This is a genomic window from Colwellia sp. BRX8-9, from assembly GCF_014077245.1.
Classification (GTDB): Bacteria; Pseudomonadota; Gammaproteobacteria; order Enterobacterales; family Alteromonadaceae; genus Colwellia_A.
This window is the reverse complement of the sequence record NZ_JACGVN010000004.1, coordinates 52325-74324: the sequence shown is the minus strand read 5'-3', so window position 1 is coordinate 74324 and position 22000 is coordinate 52325. Positions and strand designations below refer to the sequence as shown.

The 22000-nt window shown below is 38.8% G+C and carries 18 protein-coding genes; 15 read left to right on the top strand and 3 right to left on the bottom strand.

The window, feature by feature from the left end:
• Positions 1–8 precede the first annotated feature (8 nt).
• The 6 genes from flgK to fliD all read left to right on the top strand — a co-directional run bounded on the left by flgK (position 9) and on the right by fliD (position 9184).
• On the top strand, positions 9–2042 hold the full coding sequence (gene flgK, locus H4J70_RS04565) for a flagellar hook-associated protein FlgK (protein ID WP_182250696.1): 2034 nt from the start codon (positions 9–11) through the stop codon (positions 2040–2042).
• Between the two features lie 9 nt (positions 2043–2051).
• Positions 2052–3275 (top strand): flagellar hook-associated protein FlgL, encoded by a 1224-nt coding sequence (flgL, locus tag H4J70_RS04560; RefSeq protein ID WP_182250695.1) that lies wholly within the window; start codon positions 2052–2054, stop codon positions 3273–3275.
• 181 nt (positions 3276–3456) lie between these two features.
• Positions 3457–5031 carry a flagellin gene (locus H4J70_RS20865; RefSeq protein ID WP_182250694.1) on the top strand — a complete coding sequence of 525 codons (1575 nt, stop codon included), beginning with the start codon at positions 3457–3459 and terminating at the stop codon, positions 5029–5031.
• Between the two features lie 426 nt (positions 5032–5457).
• Positions 5458–7029 (top strand): flagellin, encoded by a 1572-nt coding sequence (locus tag H4J70_RS04550; RefSeq protein ID WP_182250693.1) that lies wholly within the window; start codon positions 5458–5460, stop codon positions 7027–7029.
• 144 nt (positions 7030–7173) lie between these two features.
• Complete coding sequence (locus tag H4J70_RS04545) at positions 7174–7593, top strand: flagellar protein FlaG (protein WP_182221075.1); 420 nt, start codon at positions 7174–7176, stop codon at positions 7591–7593.
• Positions 7594–7744: 151 nt separating this feature from the next.
• The gene (gene fliD, locus H4J70_RS04540; RefSeq protein WP_182250692.1) at positions 7745–9184 is read left to right on the top strand and encodes a flagellar filament capping protein FliD; all 1440 of its coding nucleotides are present in this window, start codon (positions 7745–7747) and stop codon (positions 9182–9184) included.
• A gap of 689 nt (positions 9185–9873) precedes the next feature.
• Here fliD and H4J70_RS04535 read toward each other — a convergent pair.
• From H4J70_RS04535 to H4J70_RS04525, 3 genes are all read right to left on the bottom strand, one after another.
• Positions 9874–10263 (bottom strand): hypothetical protein, encoded by a 390-nt coding sequence (locus tag H4J70_RS04535; protein ID WP_182250691.1) that lies wholly within the window; start codon positions 10261–10263, stop codon positions 9874–9876.
• Positions 10263–10661 carry a flagellar export chaperone FliS gene (gene fliS, locus H4J70_RS04530; RefSeq protein ID WP_182213508.1) on the bottom strand — a complete coding sequence of 133 codons (399 nt, stop codon included), beginning with the start codon at positions 10659–10661 and terminating at the stop codon, positions 10263–10265. Before fliS ends, H4J70_RS04535 begins: the two co-directional genes overlap by 1 nt.
• A gap of 91 nt (positions 10662–10752) precedes the next feature.
• The gene (locus H4J70_RS04525) at positions 10753–11037 is read right to left on the bottom strand and encodes a hypothetical protein (RefSeq protein WP_182221071.1); all 285 of its coding nucleotides are present in this window, start codon (positions 11035–11037) and stop codon (positions 10753–10755) included.
• A gap of 568 nt (positions 11038–11605) precedes the next feature.
• Here H4J70_RS04525 and H4J70_RS04520 point away from each other — a divergent pair.
• From H4J70_RS04520 to fliJ, 9 genes are all read left to right on the top strand, one after another.
• Positions 11606–13075, top strand: a complete 1470-nt coding sequence (locus H4J70_RS04520; RefSeq protein ID WP_182213512.1) for a sigma-54 dependent transcriptional regulator — start codon at positions 11606–11608, stop codon at positions 13073–13075.
• A gap of 246 nt (positions 13076–13321) precedes the next feature.
• Positions 13322–14509, top strand: a complete 1188-nt coding sequence (locus tag H4J70_RS04515) for a PAS domain-containing sensor histidine kinase (RefSeq protein ID WP_182221070.1) — start codon at positions 13322–13324, stop codon at positions 14507–14509.
• Positions 14496–15836, top strand: a complete 1341-nt coding sequence (locus H4J70_RS04510) for a sigma-54 dependent transcriptional regulator (protein ID WP_182250690.1) — start codon at positions 14496–14498, stop codon at positions 15834–15836. The genes H4J70_RS04515 and H4J70_RS04510 overlap by 14 nt, the downstream gene beginning before the upstream one ends.
• A gap of 217 nt (positions 15837–16053) precedes the next feature.
• Entirely contained in the window at positions 16054–16419 is a 366-nt protein-coding gene (gene fliE, locus H4J70_RS04505) for a flagellar hook-basal body complex protein FliE (protein WP_070374634.1), read from the top strand.
• Between the two features lie 63 nt (positions 16420–16482).
• On the top strand, positions 16483–18204 hold the full coding sequence (gene fliF / locus H4J70_RS04500; RefSeq protein ID WP_182250689.1) for a flagellar basal-body MS-ring/collar protein FliF: 1722 nt from the start codon (positions 16483–16485) through the stop codon (positions 18202–18204).
• Positions 18197–19246 carry a flagellar motor switch protein FliG gene (gene fliG, locus H4J70_RS04495; RefSeq protein ID WP_070374632.1) on the top strand — a complete coding sequence of 350 codons (1050 nt, stop codon included), beginning with the start codon at positions 18197–18199 and terminating at the stop codon, positions 19244–19246. The genes fliF and fliG overlap by 8 nt, the downstream gene beginning before the upstream one ends.
• Positions 19247–19291: 45 nt before the next feature.
• Positions 19292–20086: a flagellar assembly protein FliH gene (fliH, locus tag H4J70_RS04490; protein WP_182221067.1), complete on the top strand. Its 795-nt coding sequence runs from the start codon at positions 19292–19294 to the stop codon at positions 20084–20086.
• A gap of 30 nt (positions 20087–20116) precedes the next feature.
• Positions 20117–21487: a flagellar protein export ATPase FliI gene (gene fliI / locus H4J70_RS04485; protein WP_070374630.1), complete on the top strand. Its 1371-nt coding sequence runs from the start codon at positions 20117–20119 to the stop codon at positions 21485–21487.
• Positions 21488–21553: 66 nt separating this feature from the next.
• Positions 21554–22000, top strand: a complete 447-nt coding sequence (fliJ, locus tag H4J70_RS04480; RefSeq protein WP_070374629.1) for a flagellar export protein FliJ — start codon at positions 21554–21556, stop codon at positions 21998–22000.

Sequence of the window (22000 nt, the reverse complement as noted above, 5' to 3'; positions counted from 1 at the left end):
GTGAAGTCATGTCGGTTAACTTATATAACACAGGTGTTAGTGGTTTACTTGCCGCACAGCAGCAGCTGGCGACAACGGGTCATAATATTGCCAATGTTAATACAGAGGGTTATAGCCGACAACGCGCAGAACAAAATTCATCGGTGGGGTTATTCAGTGGCGGCAACTATGTTGGCTCTGGTACCTATGTTAACGATATCACTCGTCTATACGAACAATTCTCCCATAAAGAACAACTACTTAATCAAAGCAAACTCGGTAATGCTGACTTATTACAAGGGCGTTTAACACAACTAGACCAAGTGATGAGTACCTCAGGTAACGCCGTGGTGGGTTCACTTGACAGTTTTTACCAATCACTCAATGGCGTTGCTGACAATCCTAATGATTTAGGTTTACGCAGTATTGTGCTTAATCAAGCGAATATTTTAAGCAAAGACTTTAATGAGCTGACTAATAATTTTGACAATATGACCAAAGCGGTCAACGGTGAAATTGAACAAATTGCTACTAAAATTTCTGAAATATCCAATGAATTAGCAAAAATTAATGAAACCATTATGCAAACTCAAGGGTTAAATCAAACAGGGCAACCTAATGATTTACTTGATAAACGAGATCGATTAATTGGTGAACTAAGTAAGTATACCAAAGTGACTACCGTAGAAGATGCTAACGGTGTACTCACTGTAATGATAGGACAAGGTACGACATTGGTTGCCGGTATTACGCCAATGACAGTACAAGTTAAGGCTGGCGATCCCGATCCAAATAAAACCCAGCTAAGTTTAGTCAGTGGCAATAGTCGTGTGGCATTAAATGGTTCTACGTTAGGCGGCTCTTTAGCGGCAAATTTTGAATTTAGAGACCAGCATTTAAATCAAACGCGTAAAGAAATTGATCGCTTAGCTATGTCTATATCGTCAATATTAAACGACAGTCAAGCCAGTGGTTTAGATCTAAATGGTGTTCAAGGGGCAAATTTTTTCACCGATATTAATGCGACACAATTACAACAAGGTCGTGTGCTAGCTCCTTCATCAAACACGGGTACCACACAACCTCAAGTGGTTATCAACGACGTTTCTTTATTATCTACTGATGACTTTGAAGTACGTTTCGATGGTACTGATTTTACGTTATATAATTTGACTACTGGTGGAAGCGAAAATCTAGGGATGCCTGGTACAGGTACTCCCGCCGGTACGCATACACCCACGACACCCGATTACGGTTTCTCATTTATTGAAACAGCGGGTGGCACGCTTCAGGCAGGTGACAAGTTTACTATTGTACCGACCAAAAACAGTGCAGCATTAATGCAAGCGACATTAACTGACGCTAATGCCATCGCAGCAAGTACAGCGATTGCGGTGACACCGTCGAGTAACAATATTAGCAATGGTAAAATAGAAATTACTAATGTGACTAACCCTGTTGCGGCGAGTGCGTATGATATCACTGTTGATGTATATGAAACACCACCACCACCACTGCCAGCACCCCAAATACCTACCGGAATATTTGAGTATCGAGTCTATAACACATCAACGCCACCACCTGGAACGCCGGCCATAGCATCAGGCAGTTATGCAACAGGGGCGAGTGCTATTATTGATATTCCTGCCGGCTCACCTGATTTTCAAATTGAAATTAAAGGTGATCTTGCTGGTTCAGGCGCTAATGCACGTGAAACCTTTACCTTAGGTAATGCTTTTGGTGTTGGTAATGGTAATCATGCGGTTGCTATGGCAAAGACCCAAGAAATAGGTGTAGTCAATGCGGGAAAACAAACCTTTAGCGAAAGCTTAGCCGTTTCAACCTCAATAGTAGGTTCAAAAGCGAGTAATGCTGATTTATCAGCAGATACCGCACAGGCCTTATTTACTCAAGCTTATAACCGCAATCAAGCGACATCAGGTGTAAATCTTGATGAAGAAGCTGCGAATCTTTTGAGATATCAACAAGCTTATCAAGCGGCATCACAAATAATCTCTACAGCAAATACTATTTTTGACACCATTTTATCGGCAGTCAGGTAAGGAATTTTTATGCGCGTTTCTACAGCTCAGTTTTACTTACAAAGTTCACAGCAAATGAGCCAAAAAAGCTCTGATGTTAATGATCAAATGGCTTACTTATCAAGTGGTAAACGAGTGTTAACCGCAAAAGACGATGCTATTTCTTATAGTACCTTAGCTGGCTATAACAATGACTTAGCCAACATAGAAAAATATAAACGCAATATTACTATGGCTGAAAGTCATAATAATATGCAAGAAATTGTTTTTGCTGGTGTAGAGGATATATTAAATAACATCAAAGATCAGATGTTACAAGCAAACAATGGCGCAATGACTGATGTGGATATACAAGCCATAGCCAAACAAACTAGAAATAGTTTTGAGCAAATACTTGAACTTGCCAATAGTCAAAATGCAAACGGCGATTATATATTTTCTGGTTTTAAAACTGATCAACAACCCTTTAGTCAACATGTTGACGGTAGTGTTTCTTATAGTGGTGACTCTGGTGTAAGGGAATTACAAATAGCTAAAAATATAAAAATACCCACCAATCAAACTGGCGATGCTACTTTTTTAAAGGTAGATAACCCCATTGGTGATTTTACCGCTAACTATACTTCTAATACGTCAGGCGTAGCCTTAGCTAGTGCTAATGTTACCGACAGAGGTAATTATAATACGAGTGCCATGCCGCATGATTATACTTTTACCGTTGACGCTTTAACGAATGATTTAACCGTAACGGATGTTAATGGTAACATTGCTTTTCCAGTTGCACCCGCGACACCTGCGCCCCACGTAGCAGGGCAAAAAATCTCTTTTGATGGTATAGAAGTTACTCTAAGCGGCAATCCTTTGCCGGGTGATAGCTTTACCATGAGTGAGCAGGAGAACGTTAGTATATTTGAAACCATCAATGATGCTATTTCCTGGATGGAAAACAGCGCAGTTTCTACAAACCTTGAACAACACCAAGTGGATTACAATACGCTACTCGACCAGTTTAATTCAGCCATGACTCACATTACATCAAAACGAGTAGATTCGGGTGTTCGCTTACAGGTGCTTGAAAGCCAACAGAGTAGGCATCTAGATATGGAATTAAACCTTTCTAGCGGTAAGTCAAACATCGAAGACTTAGATTTTGCCAAAGCGATTTCTGAGTTTGAACAATCAAAAATAGCGTTACAAGCATCACAACAAGCATTTACCAAAGTACAAGGCTTAACCTTATTTAATTATATATGATTTTATTACTGCAATTTTTTAAGTGGCACGGTTCATGCTTTATTATTTGTAGTAATAAAAAACAAAAAAATCTGTCAGTGTAAATTAATTTAATGGGACAGTATTTTATTAATAAAAGAGCAGAGGCTTGCTTTACAAGCTTCTAATAACACTATTAAATGTAAAAATTAGGAGCTATATCATGGCCATAACAGTCAATACCAATGTAACATCGTTGAATGCTCAACGTAATTTAACAAAATCTGGAGAAAACTTAGCCACTTCAATGCAACGTCTATCTTCTGGTATGCGTATCAATGGCGCTAAAGATGATGCCGCAGGTATGCAAATATCAACGCGCTTAACGTCACAAATTAGTGGCTTAGCAGTAGCGCAACGTAATGCTAATGATGGTATTTCAATGGCGCAAACTGCAGAGGGGGCTATGCAGTCCTCTACCGATATTTTACAACGTATGCGTGACTTGTCATTGCAGTCAGCTAACGGCTCAAACTCAACATCAGATCGTGAAGCACTACAAAAAGAAGTATCAGCATTGCAATCAGAGTTAACTCGTATTGCTGATACGACTACCTTTGGTGGTCAAAAATTATTAAATGGTACTTATGGTACCCAACAGTTTCAGGTTGGCTCAGACAGTAACCAAACTATCGGTGTTACGTTGGGGTCAGTGGGGGCTGAAGATATTGGGCTTGAAGGTAAAGGGTTTACATTCGATGCAATTGCTGGTTTTGCCGGAGCAAGTACTACAGCGAAAGCATTTGCTGGTGATGATGAAATTACGGTGAGTGCTGGCGGTCAAACCAACTCAATTGATTTAACTACAGGGATGAGTGCAGCTGATTTAGCGGGCCAAATTAACGCTACCGAAGGTGTTTTTGGAGCTGCTGCAACGACCCAGGTTGCTATTGGTAGTTTTTCAGCCGATGATGCGACCGGTGGTAATACCTATAACATAAATGTTGGTGGTGTTGAGTTGACAACGGGTGCTGCAGCTGGTTCAGGTACAGCCGCTGACCAATCTACAGCTTTGTTTAATGCAACCCAGACTGATGCAAACAAAGATGCTTTAGCTGCTAAAGGTATAGTTGCTACACATGACACAACACTTAACGTTGTTGTGTTTACCAATACTAGTGGTGCGAACATTAATGCAACAATGGAATCAACAAGTGGGGCTGGTGCTAATACTGCATCTGGTGTTATTCAATCTTATAATGGCTCACTTGCAACGCCAGCCTTAACTGGTTCAGCAATTACTACAACGAGTGCTGCTAGTGCAACTGGAAGTTCATCAGGTATCGTAACTGGGCGTTTAGATATGACCAATGCAGTCTTAGATCAAGACTTGGGTTCATTAACTATCGTAGCATCAGGTACTAATCTTAGTAACGGAGCTGATGCAGGTGTGGCTGCTCTTGATACTACAACTAAATTAAGTTCAGTCGCAAAGCTTGATATATCTACTGCAGGTGGCTCTCAGTCTGCCATTGATGTGATTGATGCGGCTTTAGCTGATATTGGTGATTCACGTGCTGAATTAGGCGCAACACAAAACCGTTTTAGTCAAACTATTGGTAACTTGGCTAACATTCAAGAAAATGCATCGGCATCACGTAGTCGTATTATGGATACCGATTACGCGACGGAAACGGCTGTAATGACTAAGAACCAAATATTGCAACAAGCAGGTACTTCAATCTTAGCGCAAGCTAATCAAATACCACAAGCGGCAATTAGCTTGATCGGTGGTTAGTTTTAGTTACTTAAGTCTCTTTAAAATTGAAAGTTAAGAGTATAAATAAAACAAAGGCTGAATAAGAAATTATTCAGCCTTTTTAAGTTGTGGTTATTAATTTTTAGCCATCTACTAGTTCAGGATAGAGTGCTTAAAATATTTTAATTATTGACTGATATTATTAGAATTACTCGAAAACCGCTTGTGTTTATAAGGGATGTATAGATGTTTTGTCATTATTTTATTCTGAATAATTAAATATTTATGAGTTTTGTGTAAAAAAGATTAAAGTTAATTTAATGGCTGCCGTTACTGTTATTAGAACGGGTACTTAATGACACTTTCCATCATTTAATTTACAAAATGAAAAGCATCGAATTAAGTTCCTGATTTATAAAAATTGTTTAACTAACGTATTACCTATTGTAATCAGGAGTTTTAAAAATGGCTATTTCAGTAAACACTAACGTTACTTCATTAAATGCACAACGTAACTTAACTAAATCAGGCTCGGCATTAACTCAGTCTATGGAGCGTCTATCATCAGGTATGCGGATCAATAGCGCTAAAGATGATGCGGCAGGTATGCAAATCGCAACACGTTTAACTTCACAAATAAGTGGTTTAGGTGTAGCACAACGAAATGCTAACGACGGTATTTCAATGGCGCAAACCGCAGAGGGTGCATTACAATCTTCTACTGACATTTTACAACGTATGCGTGACTTGTCACTACAATCATCTAACGGTTCAAATTCAACATCAGACCGTGAAGCGCTACAAAAAGAAGTAACCGCATTGCAATCAGAGTTAACCCGTATTGCCGATACCACCACCTTTGGTGGTCAAAAGTTATTAAATGGTGATTACGGCACTCAGCAGTTTCAAGTAGGTTCTGATAGTAACCAAACAATTGGTGTTACCTTGAATTCAGCTGCTGCTGAAGATATTGGGCTTGAAGGTAAAGGGTTTACACTCGATGCAATTGCTGGTTTTGCAGGAGCAAGTACTACAGCGAAAACATTTGCTGATGATGATGAAATTAAGGTGAGTGCTGGCGGTCAAACCAACTCAATTGATTTAACTACAGGGATGAGTGCAGCTGATTTAGCGGGCCAAATTAACGCTACCGAAGGTGTTTTTGGAGCTGCTGCAACGACCCAGGTTGCTATTGGTAGTTTTTCAGCCGATGATGCGACCGGTGGTAATACCTATAACATAAATGTTGGTGGTGTTGAGTTGACAACGGGTGCTGCAGCTGGTTCAGGTACAGCCGCTGACCAATCTACAGCTTTGTTTAATGCAACCCAGACTGATGCAAACAAAGATGCTTTAGCTGCTAAAGGTATAGTTGCTACACATGACACAACACTTAACGTTGTTGTGTTTACCAATACTAGTGGTGCGAACATTAATGCAACAATGGAATCAACAAGTGGGGCTGGTGCTAATACTGCATCTGGTGTTATTCAATCTTATAATGGCTCACTTGCAACGCCAGCCTTAACTGGTTCAGCAATTACTACAACGAGTGCTGCTAGTGCAACTGGAAGTTCATCAGGTATCGTAACTGGGCGTTTAGATATGACCAATGCAGTCTTAGATCAAGACTTGGGTTCATTAACTATCGTAGCATCAGGTACTAATCTAAGTAACGGAACTGATGCAGGTGTGGCTGCTCTTGATACTACAACTAAATTAAATTCAATTGCAAAGCTTGATATCTCTACTGCAGGAGGCTCTCAGTCAGCAATCGATGTAATTGATGCAGCATTACAACAAATTGGTAATGAACGTGCCGAGTTAGGTGCAACGCAAAACCGTTTTAGTCAAACTATTGGTAACTTAGCAAACATTCAAGAAAACGCTTCAGCATCTCGTAGCCGTATTCAGGATACAGATTACGCAACAGAAACTGCGGTAATGACTAAGAACCAAATATTGCAACAAGCAGGTACATCAATCTTAGCGCAAGCTAACCAATTGCCACAAGCAGCGTTAAGCTTAATCGGTTAATTGAATAGGCATTCGCAAGTAATTAGTAAGATTATTAATTAACCTTACTAATTAGGAAAATAAGAGGAAGGCCTATTAGTTAATAGTTCCTTCCTTTTTCTGTACTTACTTGTGATATTTTAGTTTCATGTTTAGGAGTTAGTGATGAGTGCAATAAACACTTCAACGGTTAATAGTATTAATGTTAACTCAAGCAGAGCTGATAATGTTGAAAATGACTTTCAAGCCCACGATAGTTCCGTAGCAAAAAGTCCGATGTCTGATATTGTCACAGGTAACAAAACTATTGAATTAGTGGCTAAGGCGGATAGTTCAGAACAGCAAGGTAAAGTGCTAATATCTTCAGAGCAGCTAGAGAAGGTGGCGCAAAATTTGCAGGATTTTGTTGGTGAAATGAACAAAGGCTTAGAGTTTTCTGTAGATAAAGACTCAGGCCGAGACGTAATTAAAGTAACAGATAAAAAAAGTGGTGATTTAATAAAACAATACCCCACAGAAGAAGTATTAGATTTAGTAGCGAAGCTTTCTGAGGCAACAGGTAATTTTATTAATACTGATGTATAGTTATCAAAGTACCGAAATAGATAAATGGTGTTTATAACATTTAGTCAATAATATTTAATGAGAACTATTAATATTATTAATAGTAGGTTGCTGTAAGTAGATAATATAGCTTGTTAATATAGCTATGATAATAGATGAAACGTGGTGGTTTATGCCTAATATTACATTTAATGGTTTAGGATCTGGCTTACAAGTAGCCGACATTGTCAACGCTATCGTTGGCGCTGAAAAAGTGCCCTTTGAAACGAGACTTAATCGTAAAGAAGCGGCAATGACAACAGATATCTCTGCTGTTGGTGCACTTAAATCAGCACTACAAAAAGTGCAAGATTCTATGTCTAATTTAGCGGATGCTGATCGATATCAATTACGTGAAGCAAAAGGTAATGATGATTTCATCTCTATGGCGTCAAATAAAGATGCCGAAGTTGGTAATTATTCGGTAAAAGTAGATACGCTTGCCGAAAAACACAAATTAGTTTCTGTAGGGATCGCCAGTGAAGAGGCTGTCGGTGAAGGTACATTAACTATAAATTCAGGTGATAATAGTTTTGCTGTTGTCGCTTCAGACACCACTACATTAGCGGATATTCGTGATGCTATAAACGATAGTGATGATAACGAATCTGTCATCGCTACTATTATAACTGATGACGACGGTCAGCATTTAGTGCTATCGAGCAAAGAAACAGGGCTAGCAAATGCAATTACTATCGTTGTAGATGATGTTGGCGATGTTGGCGTAGATGGCTTTAATAACACCGATGCGGATGGTCTCTCACGTTTAGCCTATGAACCTGATTCTGAATCACCTAATTATTCCTTAAGCATGGATGAAGCAACACCTGCTGTTGACGCACAGATAACCATTGATGGTTCTTTGGTTGTTACTAATAGTACCAATACGTTTACCAACGTGATTGATGGTGTAGATATTACAGCGAAGAAAAAACACAGTGTGGATGATGACTTAAGTAGCGTAACATTAAGTGAGAATAACGCGAATATTGAAGCAGGGATTAATGACTTTGTTAAAAACTACAATAGTCTTTTATCGCTAAGTAAAACGTTAGGGCAAGCAGGAGAAGGCAGTACTGGCCCGCTGGTAGGCGACTCTCTATTACGAGGCGTTATGAGTAAACTACGTCAACAAGTCAGCACTCCTTTTGAGACCAGTGGTGGTGAAAGCATATCGTTATCGCAGTTAGGTGTTCGAAGTGATCGTTATGGTGTATTGACGTTAGATAAAAGTGACCTAAATGAATTTGTTGCAAAAAATGTAGATGGTATTCAAAACTTTTTTGTGGGCTCTGAAGATGCCCCTGGCTTCGCCGCATCAGTTGATACATTGATGAAGTTTTATACAGATTCTGATGGGGTGATTCAAAGTCGAATTGATAGTAAGAAAAACCAATTAGAAAATTTAGATGATGATCGTCTTTCTTTTAGTCGAAGAATGGATGATTTGGAAGCACGACTGTATAGCCAATATAATGCAATGGATTTGTTGGTAGCCAATCTAAATGCTACAGGTAGCTATATTACCGCGCAGTTAGATAATATGCCAGGTGTGGTTAAACAAAATAAGTAAATCCTGAATATTTAAGTGGAAATGCTTATATTTCAAAATCTTATTTCGAAAGCTTTAGTGTGTTTTTTAATTAGTGTCTGTTTACCCCATTGCTTATTGACTTAATAATAAATGCTACTTTGATTGTAATCCTTTTTTTGTTAAGTTGAATATATGACTTTCTATAATTAATATAAATTAACTTACAATAAACTAGCAATTTTACTATAGAGTAGTTGCTTGGCTGTTAGTTAAGTTCCAATTGTTCGCGCCCTACCTATGATTGTAATAACGCTGATGACGTCATTGGCAATATCTTCTATGTCTCTTGATGCATCTATTTGAGTTTCCTTTTGTTATTGTTGTTCAAGACCAAGTTGTGAAATTTCAACGATGTCCTTTGTAAAAACTCCTAAACCAGGCTTTAACGGCTTTTCTTTGATCGCAGGACTTGCGTTAGACATAATGCTAAGTGAGATATTACTACTTGCAGTTAATGGGTTAGAGCAGACATATTGCACTCCAGTTTTATTGAACTAGGTAATGACGGTTGCCAATTATTACCTTGCGCATAGTAAAGTATAGTTGTGTTTATTTGAAAATTAAACGTTTTCGTAATGCAGGAGGATATATTTAGCAGTGAACACCAATAAATAAGGTATTAACTTGCCCGTGTGGCTTTGTGAGCAACTGATATTTATGTGATTTATTTATAATTGATTAGTGTTTTTGATAAGGTTTTGATAAGATTTTGATACTTTTTTACTCTTTTTTAAGTTTAATACTTGCTCAGCTATTTCTTGTTTACAGCTTGCAGAATTGGTTGTTAACTCACTATCAAGGGTAAGCATCTCTTGTAGAAGAGACATGTGTGAACTTATATCTTCACTAGTGTTCTGTTCAAATAAGTCAGTGATTAATATTTGTCTAGCGGTCACTAAGTCAGTTAACTCTTCATTTGAGGGCTGTTCTTCAGTACTTTCTAAAGATGATTCATTTTGAGTGGGCTGTAGACTTGTCTGTACTAATAATATACGCGACAAGAGTTGTCGCGATATATCATTTATTTGTTCAATAAAACGTTTAGTGTTATTTGGCACTAAAAACTAACCTTACCCTGGCTTTCTACAGGAATGGAGTCCCAGCCAGACTTAATAGGCAATAATATTTGGATAACCTCCTCTAGCTTATCAGGGTCATTGTTAGTGCTAGCAACTAATAACTGTTCTGAACAATATTTATAAAGTGAAGCTAAGTTTTCTGAAACTTCACCACCTTGTTTAAAATCAAGAGAGCCCTCTAAAACACCAATAATAGCGATAGCGTTTGATAGTTCAGTGCCTTTTTTTTCAAAATTATTTTGTGAAATTGCGCCTTTAGCGGTAGCGATATTACCTAATAATTTTTGAAATAGCATAGCAACTAATTGATAAGGTGATGCCTGCTGAGCAGTACTTTTATTGGTTTGTTGATACTTTTTAAGTGATGCGTGTGTCATGGACACCTCCTCGTTAGCTATACCTTCAGTATAGAAAACTTGTAGAATTGAAACAATAGCTGTAGTTGATAACGTTAAAAAATTCGCTAATTTAAACTAATGGCTGGTTATTTACGGTGACCGCAAAGCCTTCATTTTGTGCTTTTTGATAAGCCTTTAGTAACACATCATGAGTTATATCTTCTTTGTTATTTAAGACACCGTTGCTTATTACTTCAATATTATCCCAACCGCGAGTGACTAAATACTCTTCTATTTGAGTGATTTGTTGTTCAAAAGGCATTTCTTTTGAAAACATATTGAACTCGTGACGAGTCCCTTTAGTAAACTCTTTATTATCATGCATTAATTCAGCAGTGCCATTTATGATCAACATCTGATTTCCTATTTTTAAGATATGGTTATTGATAAATATAACTATGCTTTTATTATGCCAAACTTGTTAACTTATTAGTTTTTTACTGTTTTTAAAGTTAAGTTATTGAAGTTGATATAAAAATAAAAAATATTTTTCACGGTTCTTTCTACATTAAAATTGAAAAGTGATTATTTATATTGATTACAACTTTTTGACACTAGTATTCGCTTAACAATTTTAAATATTGATTCTGTTGCAATATTTATTTTTTATCTGTAGTTGTTCTTACACAATAAGCTTGCCATATTTGTATTTATACGAACCATAGGGCTCTGCTATAAACAAATTATCCTGGGGTATTTATCGGCAAATTTTTACTTATCTTTAGACATTTTATATTTATATAAAGATAGCGATATTTATCATTAAGATAGAGTCTCACTATCTGACTTGGTTTATCGAGTAAAAAATCCTCATACTATTTAAGTCAATTTTATGACGTTACAGTGTCAATTTATTGTTGCTTATTTACTATATCTCGCTAGAATAAAATTATAGATAACAAAAATATGGTTTTTTTAGATATATGCAGGGTCAAAAACATGTACTTGTCGTTGATAACGACATTGCCAGACGCGATCAAATAGCGACCGTATTATCATTTGTCGGTGAACATTTTTATGTGTGTCCTGAAGATGATATTGAGCAGTATTTTAAAGAAACTGATAATATTCTTACGGTGGTTTTGTGTGGCAAGGTCAGTGATTTACTGGTCGATTTTGTTAAAAAACACCCTGAAACACCTTTTATCCTCCATGATGTACTCGACGCGACTTTATTAAGTGGTGCTGTTAATGTTTTAGGCAGTTTAGCTGTGCCTTTAAATTATGCTCAGCTTACCGAGCAAGTACACCACTGTCATCAATACCATAACCAATTACCCTCAAAGCGAAATCACAACGGTCCTAATTTGTTATTCCGCTCTTTGGTGGGCGCCAGTGAACCTATGTTACAAGTGCGCTTTTTAATTGAACAAGTGGCTAGTACGCAAGCGAGTGTCTTGGTTTTAGGTGAGTCAGGTACGGGTAAAGAAGTTGTGGCACGTAATATTCATAATTTATCTGACCGCGCTAAAGGGCCTTTTGTTCCGGTTAACTGTGGCGCTATACCCGGTGAATTATTGGAAAGTGAATTATTTGGTCATGAAAAAGGTGCCTTTACGGGCGCTATTTCTACCCGTAAAGGGCGTTTTGAAATGGCTGAGGGTGGCACGTTATTTCTTGATGAAATAGGTGATATGCCTCAACCCATGCAAGTGAAGCTACTTCGTGTTCTGCAAGAACGTACTTTTGAGCGTGTCGGTGGCGCAAAGAGTATTAAAACCAATGTGCGTATTATTGCTGCAACCCATCAGCACTTAGAAGATATGATCACCGCGGGCACATTCCGCGAAGATTTATTCTATCGTCTTAATGTTTTTCCTATTGAAACACCGGCATTACGTGATAGAAAAGAAGATATTCCATTACTGATTAAAGAACTTATTTCTCGTTTTGAAGCAGAGCAAGGACAAAGTGTTCGTTTTACTGAGCAAGCGATTGAATCTTTAAAATTACATGCTTGGGCAGGTAATGTTCGAGAATTATCTAACTTAATTGAACGTATGATCATTATGTTTGCTGAGCAAGTGGTTAATGTCAGTGAATTACCAGCAAAGTATCGTCATATTGATGTTGAAGAGTATCAACCTGAATACCCTGATGAGTTGCAAGAACGTGATGCGATAAATGAGCTATTTTCTGGCTTTGATTATGATGACGAAGAAGATACCAGCAGTTTTGCTGACCAACCAGAAGAAGCATCTGTGGTTGATGTTTTGCCAAACGATGGCTTGAATTTAAAAGAATACTTAGCAGATCTTGAAGTGTCGATGATAAACCAAGCACTTGAGAAAAATGACTGGGTTGTTGCACGTTCGGCAGAATTATTAGGGATGCGTCGAACCACATTAGTTGAAAAAATGCGTAAGTATAACTTACAAAAAAACACTAACTAATATCCTACGTTAACCAGATGTATTGATTGTTATATCCGTTATTACACCAGCCGTTGTACTGGAAAGTATCGCGACGGTTAGCGTCTTTATCTTTGGTTGAATTGAATGTTCTTAGACAGTAAAGCCAAATCTTTGACGGCAAGAATTGTTCTAAAAATCGCTTCTAACATCATGTAAATTAATGTAAAACCTCTTTGGCATAGTTAATGCTTTATTCAGTTGGTATTTTTAAATTGAGTAAAGTATATGGCCGTTGCAGTTTCACATTCATCAGCATCTTCTAAATTGTCTACACCCATTCATTGTGTGGAAGATAATCTGTTTCATAAAGCTAAATTTGCTTTTACTCCGCAGTCATTTGCTCATAGCGATACGTTAGAAAGTGAAGCATACCGTGGCGAGCTATCGTTACTTCGTCAAAAGTCTAATCAACTTGAGCAAATTATTGATGTTATGCCGACCGGGATGATAATGCTTGATGGTAACGGTATTGTTATTAAAACCAATAAAATTGCTAGTTTGTTACTCGATGAACCGATTCTTGGTCAAGCTTGGTTTGATGTTATTAAACGATCGTTTAAACCTCGTGCCGACGATTGGCATGAAGTGTCATTGAAAGACGGCCGCCGGGTTAAATTAGAAATTACTGCTTTAGGTGATCAACCTGGCCAGTTAATTATGATCACTGATTTGACCGAAACGCGTTTATTACAAGATAAGCTTAGCCATATGCAGCGTTTATCGTCATTAGGTCATTTGGTTTCAAAGCTTGCTCATCAAATTCGCACACCACTTTCTGCCGCTATGTTATATGGCGCAAATTTAAAAAATAAAAAGCTTTCTTCAGACGATCGAAGTAGCTTTCAAGACAAATTAATGGCGCGCTTGCACGACTTAGAACAGCAAGTAAACGATATGTTGTTGTTTTCAAAAAGTGGCAAGCAAAAAGTTGTTGAACCACTTTCAATTAATAAATTGATTACGCATTCAGTTAACGCCGTAGAAGCATTAATCGTTCAGGCCAAAGCGAAAGTAAACATTAAGCTTTGTGATGATGATTGCCAAATCTTAGGTAATAAACGTGCGTTAAGCGGTGCTATTGAAAACTTAATTCACAACAGTTTACAAGTTATTAAGCAGGGTGCGGAGATTTCCATTACCACCTACTGCCAAAATGAATACGCTTATATTAGTGTACAAGATAATGGTCAAGGTATTAGTGAAGAGCTTGCCAATAAAATTTTTGAACCTTTCTATACATCAAGGGCACAGGGAACCGGCTTAGGTTTAGCGGTGGTAAAGTCAGTTGCTAAGGCTCATCAAGGCGATGTTCGCTTAGTGAGTAAGCCAGGAGAGGGCGCGCACTTTTGTATTCACTTACCTATTTTAGACACAAACAATGTTAACGGGGAGAACACTAATGAATCAAAGTAAAATATTAGTTGTTGAAGATGATGCAGGATTACGTGAAGCCCTGATGGATACTTTAAAGTTATCAGGTTATCAATGTATTGAAGCTCAATCAGGTGAAGATGCTTTACTCACGCTTAAAGAACAAAGTGTTGATCTCGTCGTTAGTGACGTGCAAATGGATGGTATGTCGGGCTTAACACTGCTCAATAGTATTAAAAGAAATTGGCCAAATTTACCTGTGCTGATAATGACGGCATACGGTACGATTCATGATGCTGTTCAAGCGATGCGTGATGGCGCCTGTAATTATATGGCAAAACCTTTTGCGCCAGAAGTGCTACTCAATATGGTTAACCAATATGTGCCATTGAATGTGACTAGTCGGCATGAACCTGTGGTTGCTGACGCACAAAGTATTGAACTATTAGCGTTAGCAAAGAAAGTCGCGACCACAGATGCTTCTGTTATGGTGCTCGGCCCCAGTGGCTCTGGCAAGGAAGTATTAGCACAATACGTTCATTACCATTCGAACCGAAGTGATAAGCCCTTTGTTGCTATAAACTGTGCTGCAATTCCAGAGAATATGCTGGAAGCGACTTTATTTGGTTATGAAAAAGGTGCCTTTACCGGAGCCATTCAAGCGTGCCCAGGTAAATTTGAACAAGCACAGGGCGGTACTATTTTATTAGACGAGATCACTGAAATGGATCTTGGCTTACAAGCAAAAATTTTACGGGTCTTACAAGAGCGAGAAGTTGAACGCTTAGGAGGTCGAAAAACAATTAAGCTTGATGTTCGTGTTATCGCAACCAGCAACCGTGATTTAAGAGTTGCTGTAAAAGAGGGTATCTTCCGTGAAGATCTCTACTACCGTTTAAACGTCTTTCCATTAACTTGGTTAGCATTAAATAAACGCAGAGATGATATTGTGCCATTAGCCAAACATTTAATTACTCAAGCATCGTTAGCGAATAACATGGCTATTCCAGAACTAACCGCTTCGGCGAGAAATAAACTGACGAGTTACGATTGGCCAGGCAATGTTCGTGAATTAGACAATGTTATTCAACGAGCCATTATTTTGCATAGCGACCAGATTATTAATGCCGGTGACTTGTTAATTGAAAATTTCGACAGTGAAATTATTACTGACGTGGCGTTAGAAAATAATAGCGAAGACATGCTTGGTAATGAATTAAAAATACAAGAGCATCAAATTATTCTTGATACCCTCACCGCTTGTCAAGGTAGCCGTAAAGATGTTGCTGAACGATTAGGCATTAGCCCAAGAACGCTTCGCTATAAAATAGCAAGAATGCGTGATTCGGGCATTCAAATACCAGCCTAACAATCGCTCAAAAGGGTAATTTTCCTATAAAGCCAATATTTTCATTTAAAATATTGGCTTTACTGCTATTTGCAGTTTTCACTCATTAAACCTTCCATAACCTCGATAATTCTTTAATTCTCATACTGGCACCATGCTTGCAATATCATCGTTATATCGTTACTTAAACCGTTATTTATAGGCTTAGTAGCAAAAAATTGACACAAGTGAGTAGCTCATGAATATCGATACCAATTCTTTATACGCACAAATGCAAAGTATGTCGCTTGGAAACTCTTCGTTGCAGGGGGCTTCATTTGAAAAAATGGGCAATAACCTTGGCATGGGAGACAGCGCTATTCCAGCGCTGAATAAGTCGACCAGTAATTTTGGCGATATGCTTAAAGATGCGGTGAATAATGTTAACGATATTCAAAAAGAGTCTGGAGCAAAGAAAATAGCTTTTGAAATGGGCGACCGAAGCGTTACGCTCGCTGATACTATGGTTGCTTCCGCTAAAGCTGGTATTGCTTTTGATGCCACCGTACAAGTACGTAATAAGTTTGTTGAAGCATATAAAGAAATAATGAATATGCCAGTTTAACAATACCTTAGTATAAAATAGATAGTATTTCGTAATAAAATCAAGTGGTAGTGGAGAAATTAAGTGGCTGATACTGATAATAATTCAATGGTTGCTGCCGATGGCGGCACCGGGTTAATGGCAAGTGATGGTGCTGATAATATGGCTGATGAGCAAAAATCAGGCTTTGCTTCTGCTATGGGTAATGTCGATTTATTACGCCAAGTCACCTTAATTATGGCATTAGCAATTTGTTTAGCTATTGCTGTTTTTGTTATTATGTGGGCAAATCAAGCCGAATATAGATTTCTTGCCAAACAACCTACCGAACAATTAATCAAAACAATGGACTTTCTAGACGCTAACCAAGTGGATTACCGTCAAGCAAACAACACTATTTCAGTACAAAGTGATCAATATCAAGAAATTAAAATTTTACTTGCTCGTGAAGGTTTATCTGATGAACCAACAGAAGGTAGTGAAATTATTATGCAAGATATGGGTTTTGGTGTCAGCCAGCGCCTTGAAACAGAACGTCTTAAGTTTTCTCGTGAGCAGCAATTGGCTCGCACCATTGAAGAACTGCAAGCTATCTCTAGAGCAAAAGTTTTACTGGCGATACCCCGCGAAAATATTTTTGCTAAACGTACCCGCAGCGCATCTGGCACTGTGGTACTAACTATGCGTAAAGGGCGGATGTTATCTGAAGAAGAAGTTGACTCTGTTGTTGATATTATTGCTTCTGCCGTTCAGGGTATGGAACCTAACCGAGTTACAGTGACAGATCAAAATGGTCGTTTACTTAATTCCGGCTCACAAACCTCTGTTTCTTCTCGCACACGCAAAGAGTTTGAAATGGAGAAAAAAAGAGAAAATGAATATTTAAACAAAATAGACAGCATACTCATCCCTGTCGTTGGTTTAGGGAACTACACCGCACAAGTTAATGTGACCATGGATTTCACCTCAAGTGAAGAAATGCAGCGTCGTTATAATTCAGATTTACCGGCACTGCGCAGTGAAATGAAAGTTGAAGACAACACGATTGGCGGTTTACTTGGTGGTATTCCTGGAGCGTTAAGCAATCAGCCACCACTTGATTCAAATATTCCAGAAAATGCGAATGGTGGTGCACAACAAAGATCAATGCCTGGTCGTAAACACCTTGAATCAACAAAAAATTATGAATTAGACGAAGCTATCAGCCATACCAAACAACAAGCAGGTGTCGTTCGTCGAGTAAGCGTTTCTGTTGCACTTGATTACTTGGCAACTGCTGATGCTGAAGGCGCGATTACCGATTCACCGAGATCTGTTGAAGAAATGTCAAATATTCGTCGCTTATTACAAGGGAGTATTGGTTTTAATTTACAACGTGGTGATGTATTAGAAGTCGTTACCTTGCCATTCTCTCGTCAAATTATTGAGGATGCTCCTAAAGTTCCTTTCTATGAGAATGCCGACATATTAAAGTTTTTCAAATTAGGCATGGGCGCATTAGTCATTATTGTATTGATACTTGCCGTTGTTAAACCTATGCTTAAACGTCTTATTAACCCTGATCAAACACCTGATGACTACGGTGATAAATCACTCGATAGCCACATTGATTTGGGTGATGAAACCATGGATATGCTAACATCAGACTTTGATGCGGCGGCAGTAGGTTTTGCACCTGATGGTAGTTTACAATTACCTGATTTACATCGCGATGAAGATATACTAAAAGCTGTTCGAGCGCTTGTTGCTAATGAGCCTGAACTTTCCTCTCAAGTGGTTAAAAGTTGGTTGAACGAAGATGAGTGATGAAATGCAAGAGTTAGCCCCTGCACCTAAGGGTTTTGACGTTGACAAACTTGATGGTGCAGAGAAAGCTGCGATATTATTGCTAAGCTTATCTGAAGAAGATGCCGCGCAAATATTAAAACACTTAGAGCCTAAGCAGGTTCAACAAGTGGGCATGGTTATGGCTGCCATGGAAGATTTCACCCAAGAAAAAATTACCGCTGTTCATAAGCTCTTTATCCATGAAATACAAAACTTCAGTACCATTGGCTTCCAAAGTGAAGAATTCGTTCGCAAGGCATTAACTGCAGCATTAGGTGAAGACAAAGCCGGCAATTTAATTGATCAAATTGTCATGGGAGGCGGTGCAAAAGGTTTAGATTCATTGAAATGGATGGACTCAAAACAAGTAGCCAATATTATTCGTAACGAGCATCCTCAAATTCAAACCATTGTACTTTCCTATTTAGACCCTGATCAATCGGCTGAAATTATGAGCCAGTTTGCCGAAAAAGTGCGTTTAGATTTAATGATGCGTATTGCTAACCTTGAAGAAGTTCAACCGGCAGCATTACAAGAACTTAATGAAATTATGGAAAAACAGTTTGCCGGTCAAGCAGGTGCACAAGCCGCTAAAATGGGTGGTTTAAAAGCAGCAGCTGACATTATGAACTATTTGGATACCAATGTTGAAGGTATGCTAATGGATTCAATTCGTGAACATGACGAAGAGATGAGTCAACAAATTCAAGACTTGATGTTTGTTTTCGAAAACCTTGCCGATGTAGACGACCGTGGTATTCAAGCGATATTACGTGAAGTACAACAAGATGCGTTGATGAAAGCAATTAAAGGCGCAGATGATGTACTGAAAGAAAAAATTATGGCGAATATGTCCAAACGTGCCGCTGAAATGCTGGCAGATGACCTTGAAGCTATGGGACCGGTGCGTATTAGTGAAGTTGAAGCCGCACAAAAAGAAATATTATCTGTTGCTCGACGATTATCTGACGCTGGAGAAATTATGCTTGGTGGCGCTGGTGGCGGTGATGAGTTCTTATAAACCTTATATTTTTAGGTCAGTCAAAACTTACTGTTATAAAATATTATGAAATTATTAAATAAATCGAATGCTGAAGTTATTAAACATAATCCCGAACAAGAAACCGATGTTTGGTCATTGCCGACGGTTAAATCTGAAAATAAAATTAAAGATGAAACAACCAATGCTATGGGAAAGAAAGCCGCTTGGCGTTTCGAGCCCCCTGAAGATTTTGTTGAAGAAGAAATCGCGCCATTAACGGCAGAAGATATTGAAAACATTCGTCAAGCTGCATTTGATGAAGGCCTTAATCAGGGCAAGGAAGAAGGTTTTGCTAAAGGTTATGAAGAAGGTAAAGTCTCTGGCCATGAAGAAGGTATGGTACTTGGTCACCAAGAAGGTCTTGAAACTGGCTTAGCCGAAGCAAAAGAAAGTATCGATGAACAATCAGCTGCATGGGCGTCACTTACTGAACAGCTTCATAAGCCATTACTCGATGTCGAAAAAAATGTTGAACAACAATTACTTCATCTTGTCGTAGAACTCACCGAAGCGATTACCTTAGAAGAAGCTAAAACTAACCCTGATATTATTATTGCTGCGATTTCTGCGGGTATAAAAGCTTTACCTAGCCAAGAAGCGCAAACGCAAATTTTATTACACCCCAACGATATTAAACGTGTTGAAAAGCAATTTGGCGCTAAACATGTGCAAGAACAAGGTTGGCGTTTACTCGCTGCCCCGCAATTAGTTCCGGGTAGCTGTCAAATTGAAAATAGCACCTCTAATATCGACCTGAGTGTTAAATCTCGAATAAAAGAAGTATTGGACTCGTTTTTGCAAGATGCACTACATCAGTAATTTCTTGTACAAAAGAGTCAAAATACCGCTATGGTTGATATTTCTCGCCTTAATGAAAGACTAAAAAACTGCCAAGAATTTGTGCACCCGCATAAAGTCTCTGTTGCTGGGCGTTTAGTCCGAGTAGTCGGATTAACGCTTGAAGCTGTTGGCGTAAAAGCGGCAGTTGGTAGCCAATGTTTAGTCGAAACAGCACAAGGCGATTTAATCGCTGAAATTGTTGGTTTTTCTAAAGACATAACTTTTCTAATGCCAGAGCAAAGCTTACAAGGTGTTTTACCGGGTGCGCGCGTTGTGCCACTAACAACTAAAGCTCGCTTACCCTTTTCAATGGATTTACTTGGCCGAGTCGTTGACGGTGTTGGTAAACCACTTGACGGCAAAGGGCCAATCAAGAACTCAGGCAATTATCAAATAAACAATAAGCCGATTAATCCGTTATCAAGGCGTGGTATCACTGAACCACTTGATGTTGGTGTGCGCGCTATTAATAGTTTTCTAACGGTTGGTATTGGTCAGCGTATGGGCTTATTTGCCGGCTCAGGTGTCGGTAAAAGTGTCTTGTTAGGTATGATGACACGCGGCACAACTGCTGATGTTATCGTTGTGGGGCTAATTGGCGAACGTGGTCGAGAAGTTAAAGAGTTTATCGAAGAAATTTTAGGCGAAGAAGGGCGAGCACGTTCAGTTGTTGTTGCGGCGCCTGCCGATAATTCGCCATTAATGCGTTTAAAAGGCTGTGAAACTGCGGTACAAATTGCTGAGTACTTTCGTGATCAAGGTCTGAATGTCTTGCTACTGGTTGACTCGCTAACGCGTTATGCCCAAGCGCAACGAGAAATAGCACTGGCTGTCGGCGAACCACCGGCAACCAAAGGTTATCCGCCTTCGGTCTTTTCAAAGTTACCCCAACTGGTTGAACGAGCCGGTAACGGTGGCGATGGTCAGGGATCAATTACCGCATTTTTCACCGTGTTAACCGAAGGTGATGATTTACAAGATCCGATTGCTGATGCGGCGCGTGCTATTTTAGATGGACATATTGTTTTATCTCGTGCCTTAGCCGATTCAGGGCATTACCCCGCTGTTGATATTGAAGGCTCGATTAGCCGTGTTATGCCGATGGTGACCAGTGATGAGCATCAACAACTTGCTCGGCAACTAAAGCAAGTCTACTCACTCTATCAGCAAAATAAAGATTTGATTGCTATTGGCGCTTATAGCCGTGGTAATGATCCTCGCATTGATCAATCCATTGATTTAATGCCGGTGATCAAGTTCTTCCTACAACAAAAAATGTTGGAAATTATTCCTTATGATCAAAGCTTAACGCAACTTCAAGAAATACTTTCTGCAGCGCAAGCACACGCGCAAGCAAAACAAGGCCAGCAAAATGCCTAAACATAATAACGTTAACGCTATTTTCGAAAAATTGATTAGCTGTTTAGCATTATCTAGGAGGACGTTATGCCATTAAAGCAACTAAATACCTTACATCGCTATGAACAGGATAAAGAAAAAAAAGCAGCGCAAGCACTGCAAACTGCTGAATTTGAATACCAACAAAATCTTGAACGTTTACAAAGTGTCAGCGACTATCGTCTTGAATATATGAAACGTTTGAATGCTCGCTCTATGGTGGGTATTGATAGCGCGACGTTTAGTCATTTTCATGCCTTTATTGCCAAGCTCGACTATGCAGCTGGGCAAGTTGATATTGCGATTATGCAGAGTAAGGCGATGGTGGAAAAGAGCAAACAGCTCTGGCTAGCGCAGCGACAGAAAATTCAAGCGGTAGAATTACTGCTTGATAAAAAAACACAAGCGCTGACTCTTATCGCTAACAAGCAAGAACAAAAAATGTTTGATGAAATTGCTACTCAACAATTTGTCCGTCGTAAAATGCGGGGGTAA

Coding starts and splice junctions, on each gene's coding strand:
- flgK (WP_182250696.1), top strand. CDS start 9: ATGTCGGTTAACTTATATAACACAGGTGTTAGTGGTTTACTTGCCGCA.
- flgL (WP_182250695.1), top strand. CDS start 2,052: ATGCGCGTTTCTACAGCTCAGTTTTACTTACAAAGTTCACAGCAAATG.
- H4J70_RS20865 (WP_182250694.1), top strand. CDS start 3,457: ATGGCCATAACAGTCAATACCAATGTAACATCGTTGAATGCTCAACGT.
- H4J70_RS04550 (WP_182250693.1), top strand. CDS start 5,458: ATGGCTATTTCAGTAAACACTAACGTTACTTCATTAAATGCACAACGT.
- H4J70_RS04545 (WP_182221075.1), top strand. CDS start 7,174: ATGAGTGCAATAAACACTTCAACGGTTAATAGTATTAATGTTAACTCA.
- fliD (WP_182250692.1), top strand. CDS start 7,745: ATGCCTAATATTACATTTAATGGTTTAGGATCTGGCTTACAAGTAGCC.
- fliS (WP_182213508.1), bottom strand. CDS start 10,661: ATGACACACGCATCACTTAAAAAGTATCAACAAACCAATAAAAGTACT.
- H4J70_RS04525 (WP_182221071.1), bottom strand. CDS start 11,037: ATGTTGATCATAAATGGCACTGCTGAATTAATGCATGATAATAAAGAG.
- H4J70_RS04520 (WP_182213512.1), top strand. CDS start 11,606: ATGCAGGGTCAAAAACATGTACTTGTCGTTGATAACGACATTGCCAGA.
- H4J70_RS04515 (WP_182221070.1), top strand. CDS start 13,322: ATGGCCGTTGCAGTTTCACATTCATCAGCATCTTCTAAATTGTCTACA.
- H4J70_RS04510 (WP_182250690.1), top strand. CDS start 14,496: ATGAATCAAAGTAAAATATTAGTTGTTGAAGATGATGCAGGATTACGT.
- fliE (WP_070374634.1), top strand. CDS start 16,054: ATGAATATCGATACCAATTCTTTATACGCACAAATGCAAAGTATGTCG.
- fliG (WP_070374632.1), top strand. CDS start 18,197: ATGAGTGATGAAATGCAAGAGTTAGCCCCTGCACCTAAGGGTTTTGAC.
- fliH (WP_182221067.1), top strand. CDS start 19,292: ATGAAATTATTAAATAAATCGAATGCTGAAGTTATTAAACATAATCCC.
- fliI (WP_070374630.1), top strand. CDS start 20,117: ATGGTTGATATTTCTCGCCTTAATGAAAGACTAAAAAACTGCCAAGAA.
- fliJ (WP_070374629.1), top strand. CDS start 21,554: ATGCCATTAAAGCAACTAAATACCTTACATCGCTATGAACAGGATAAA.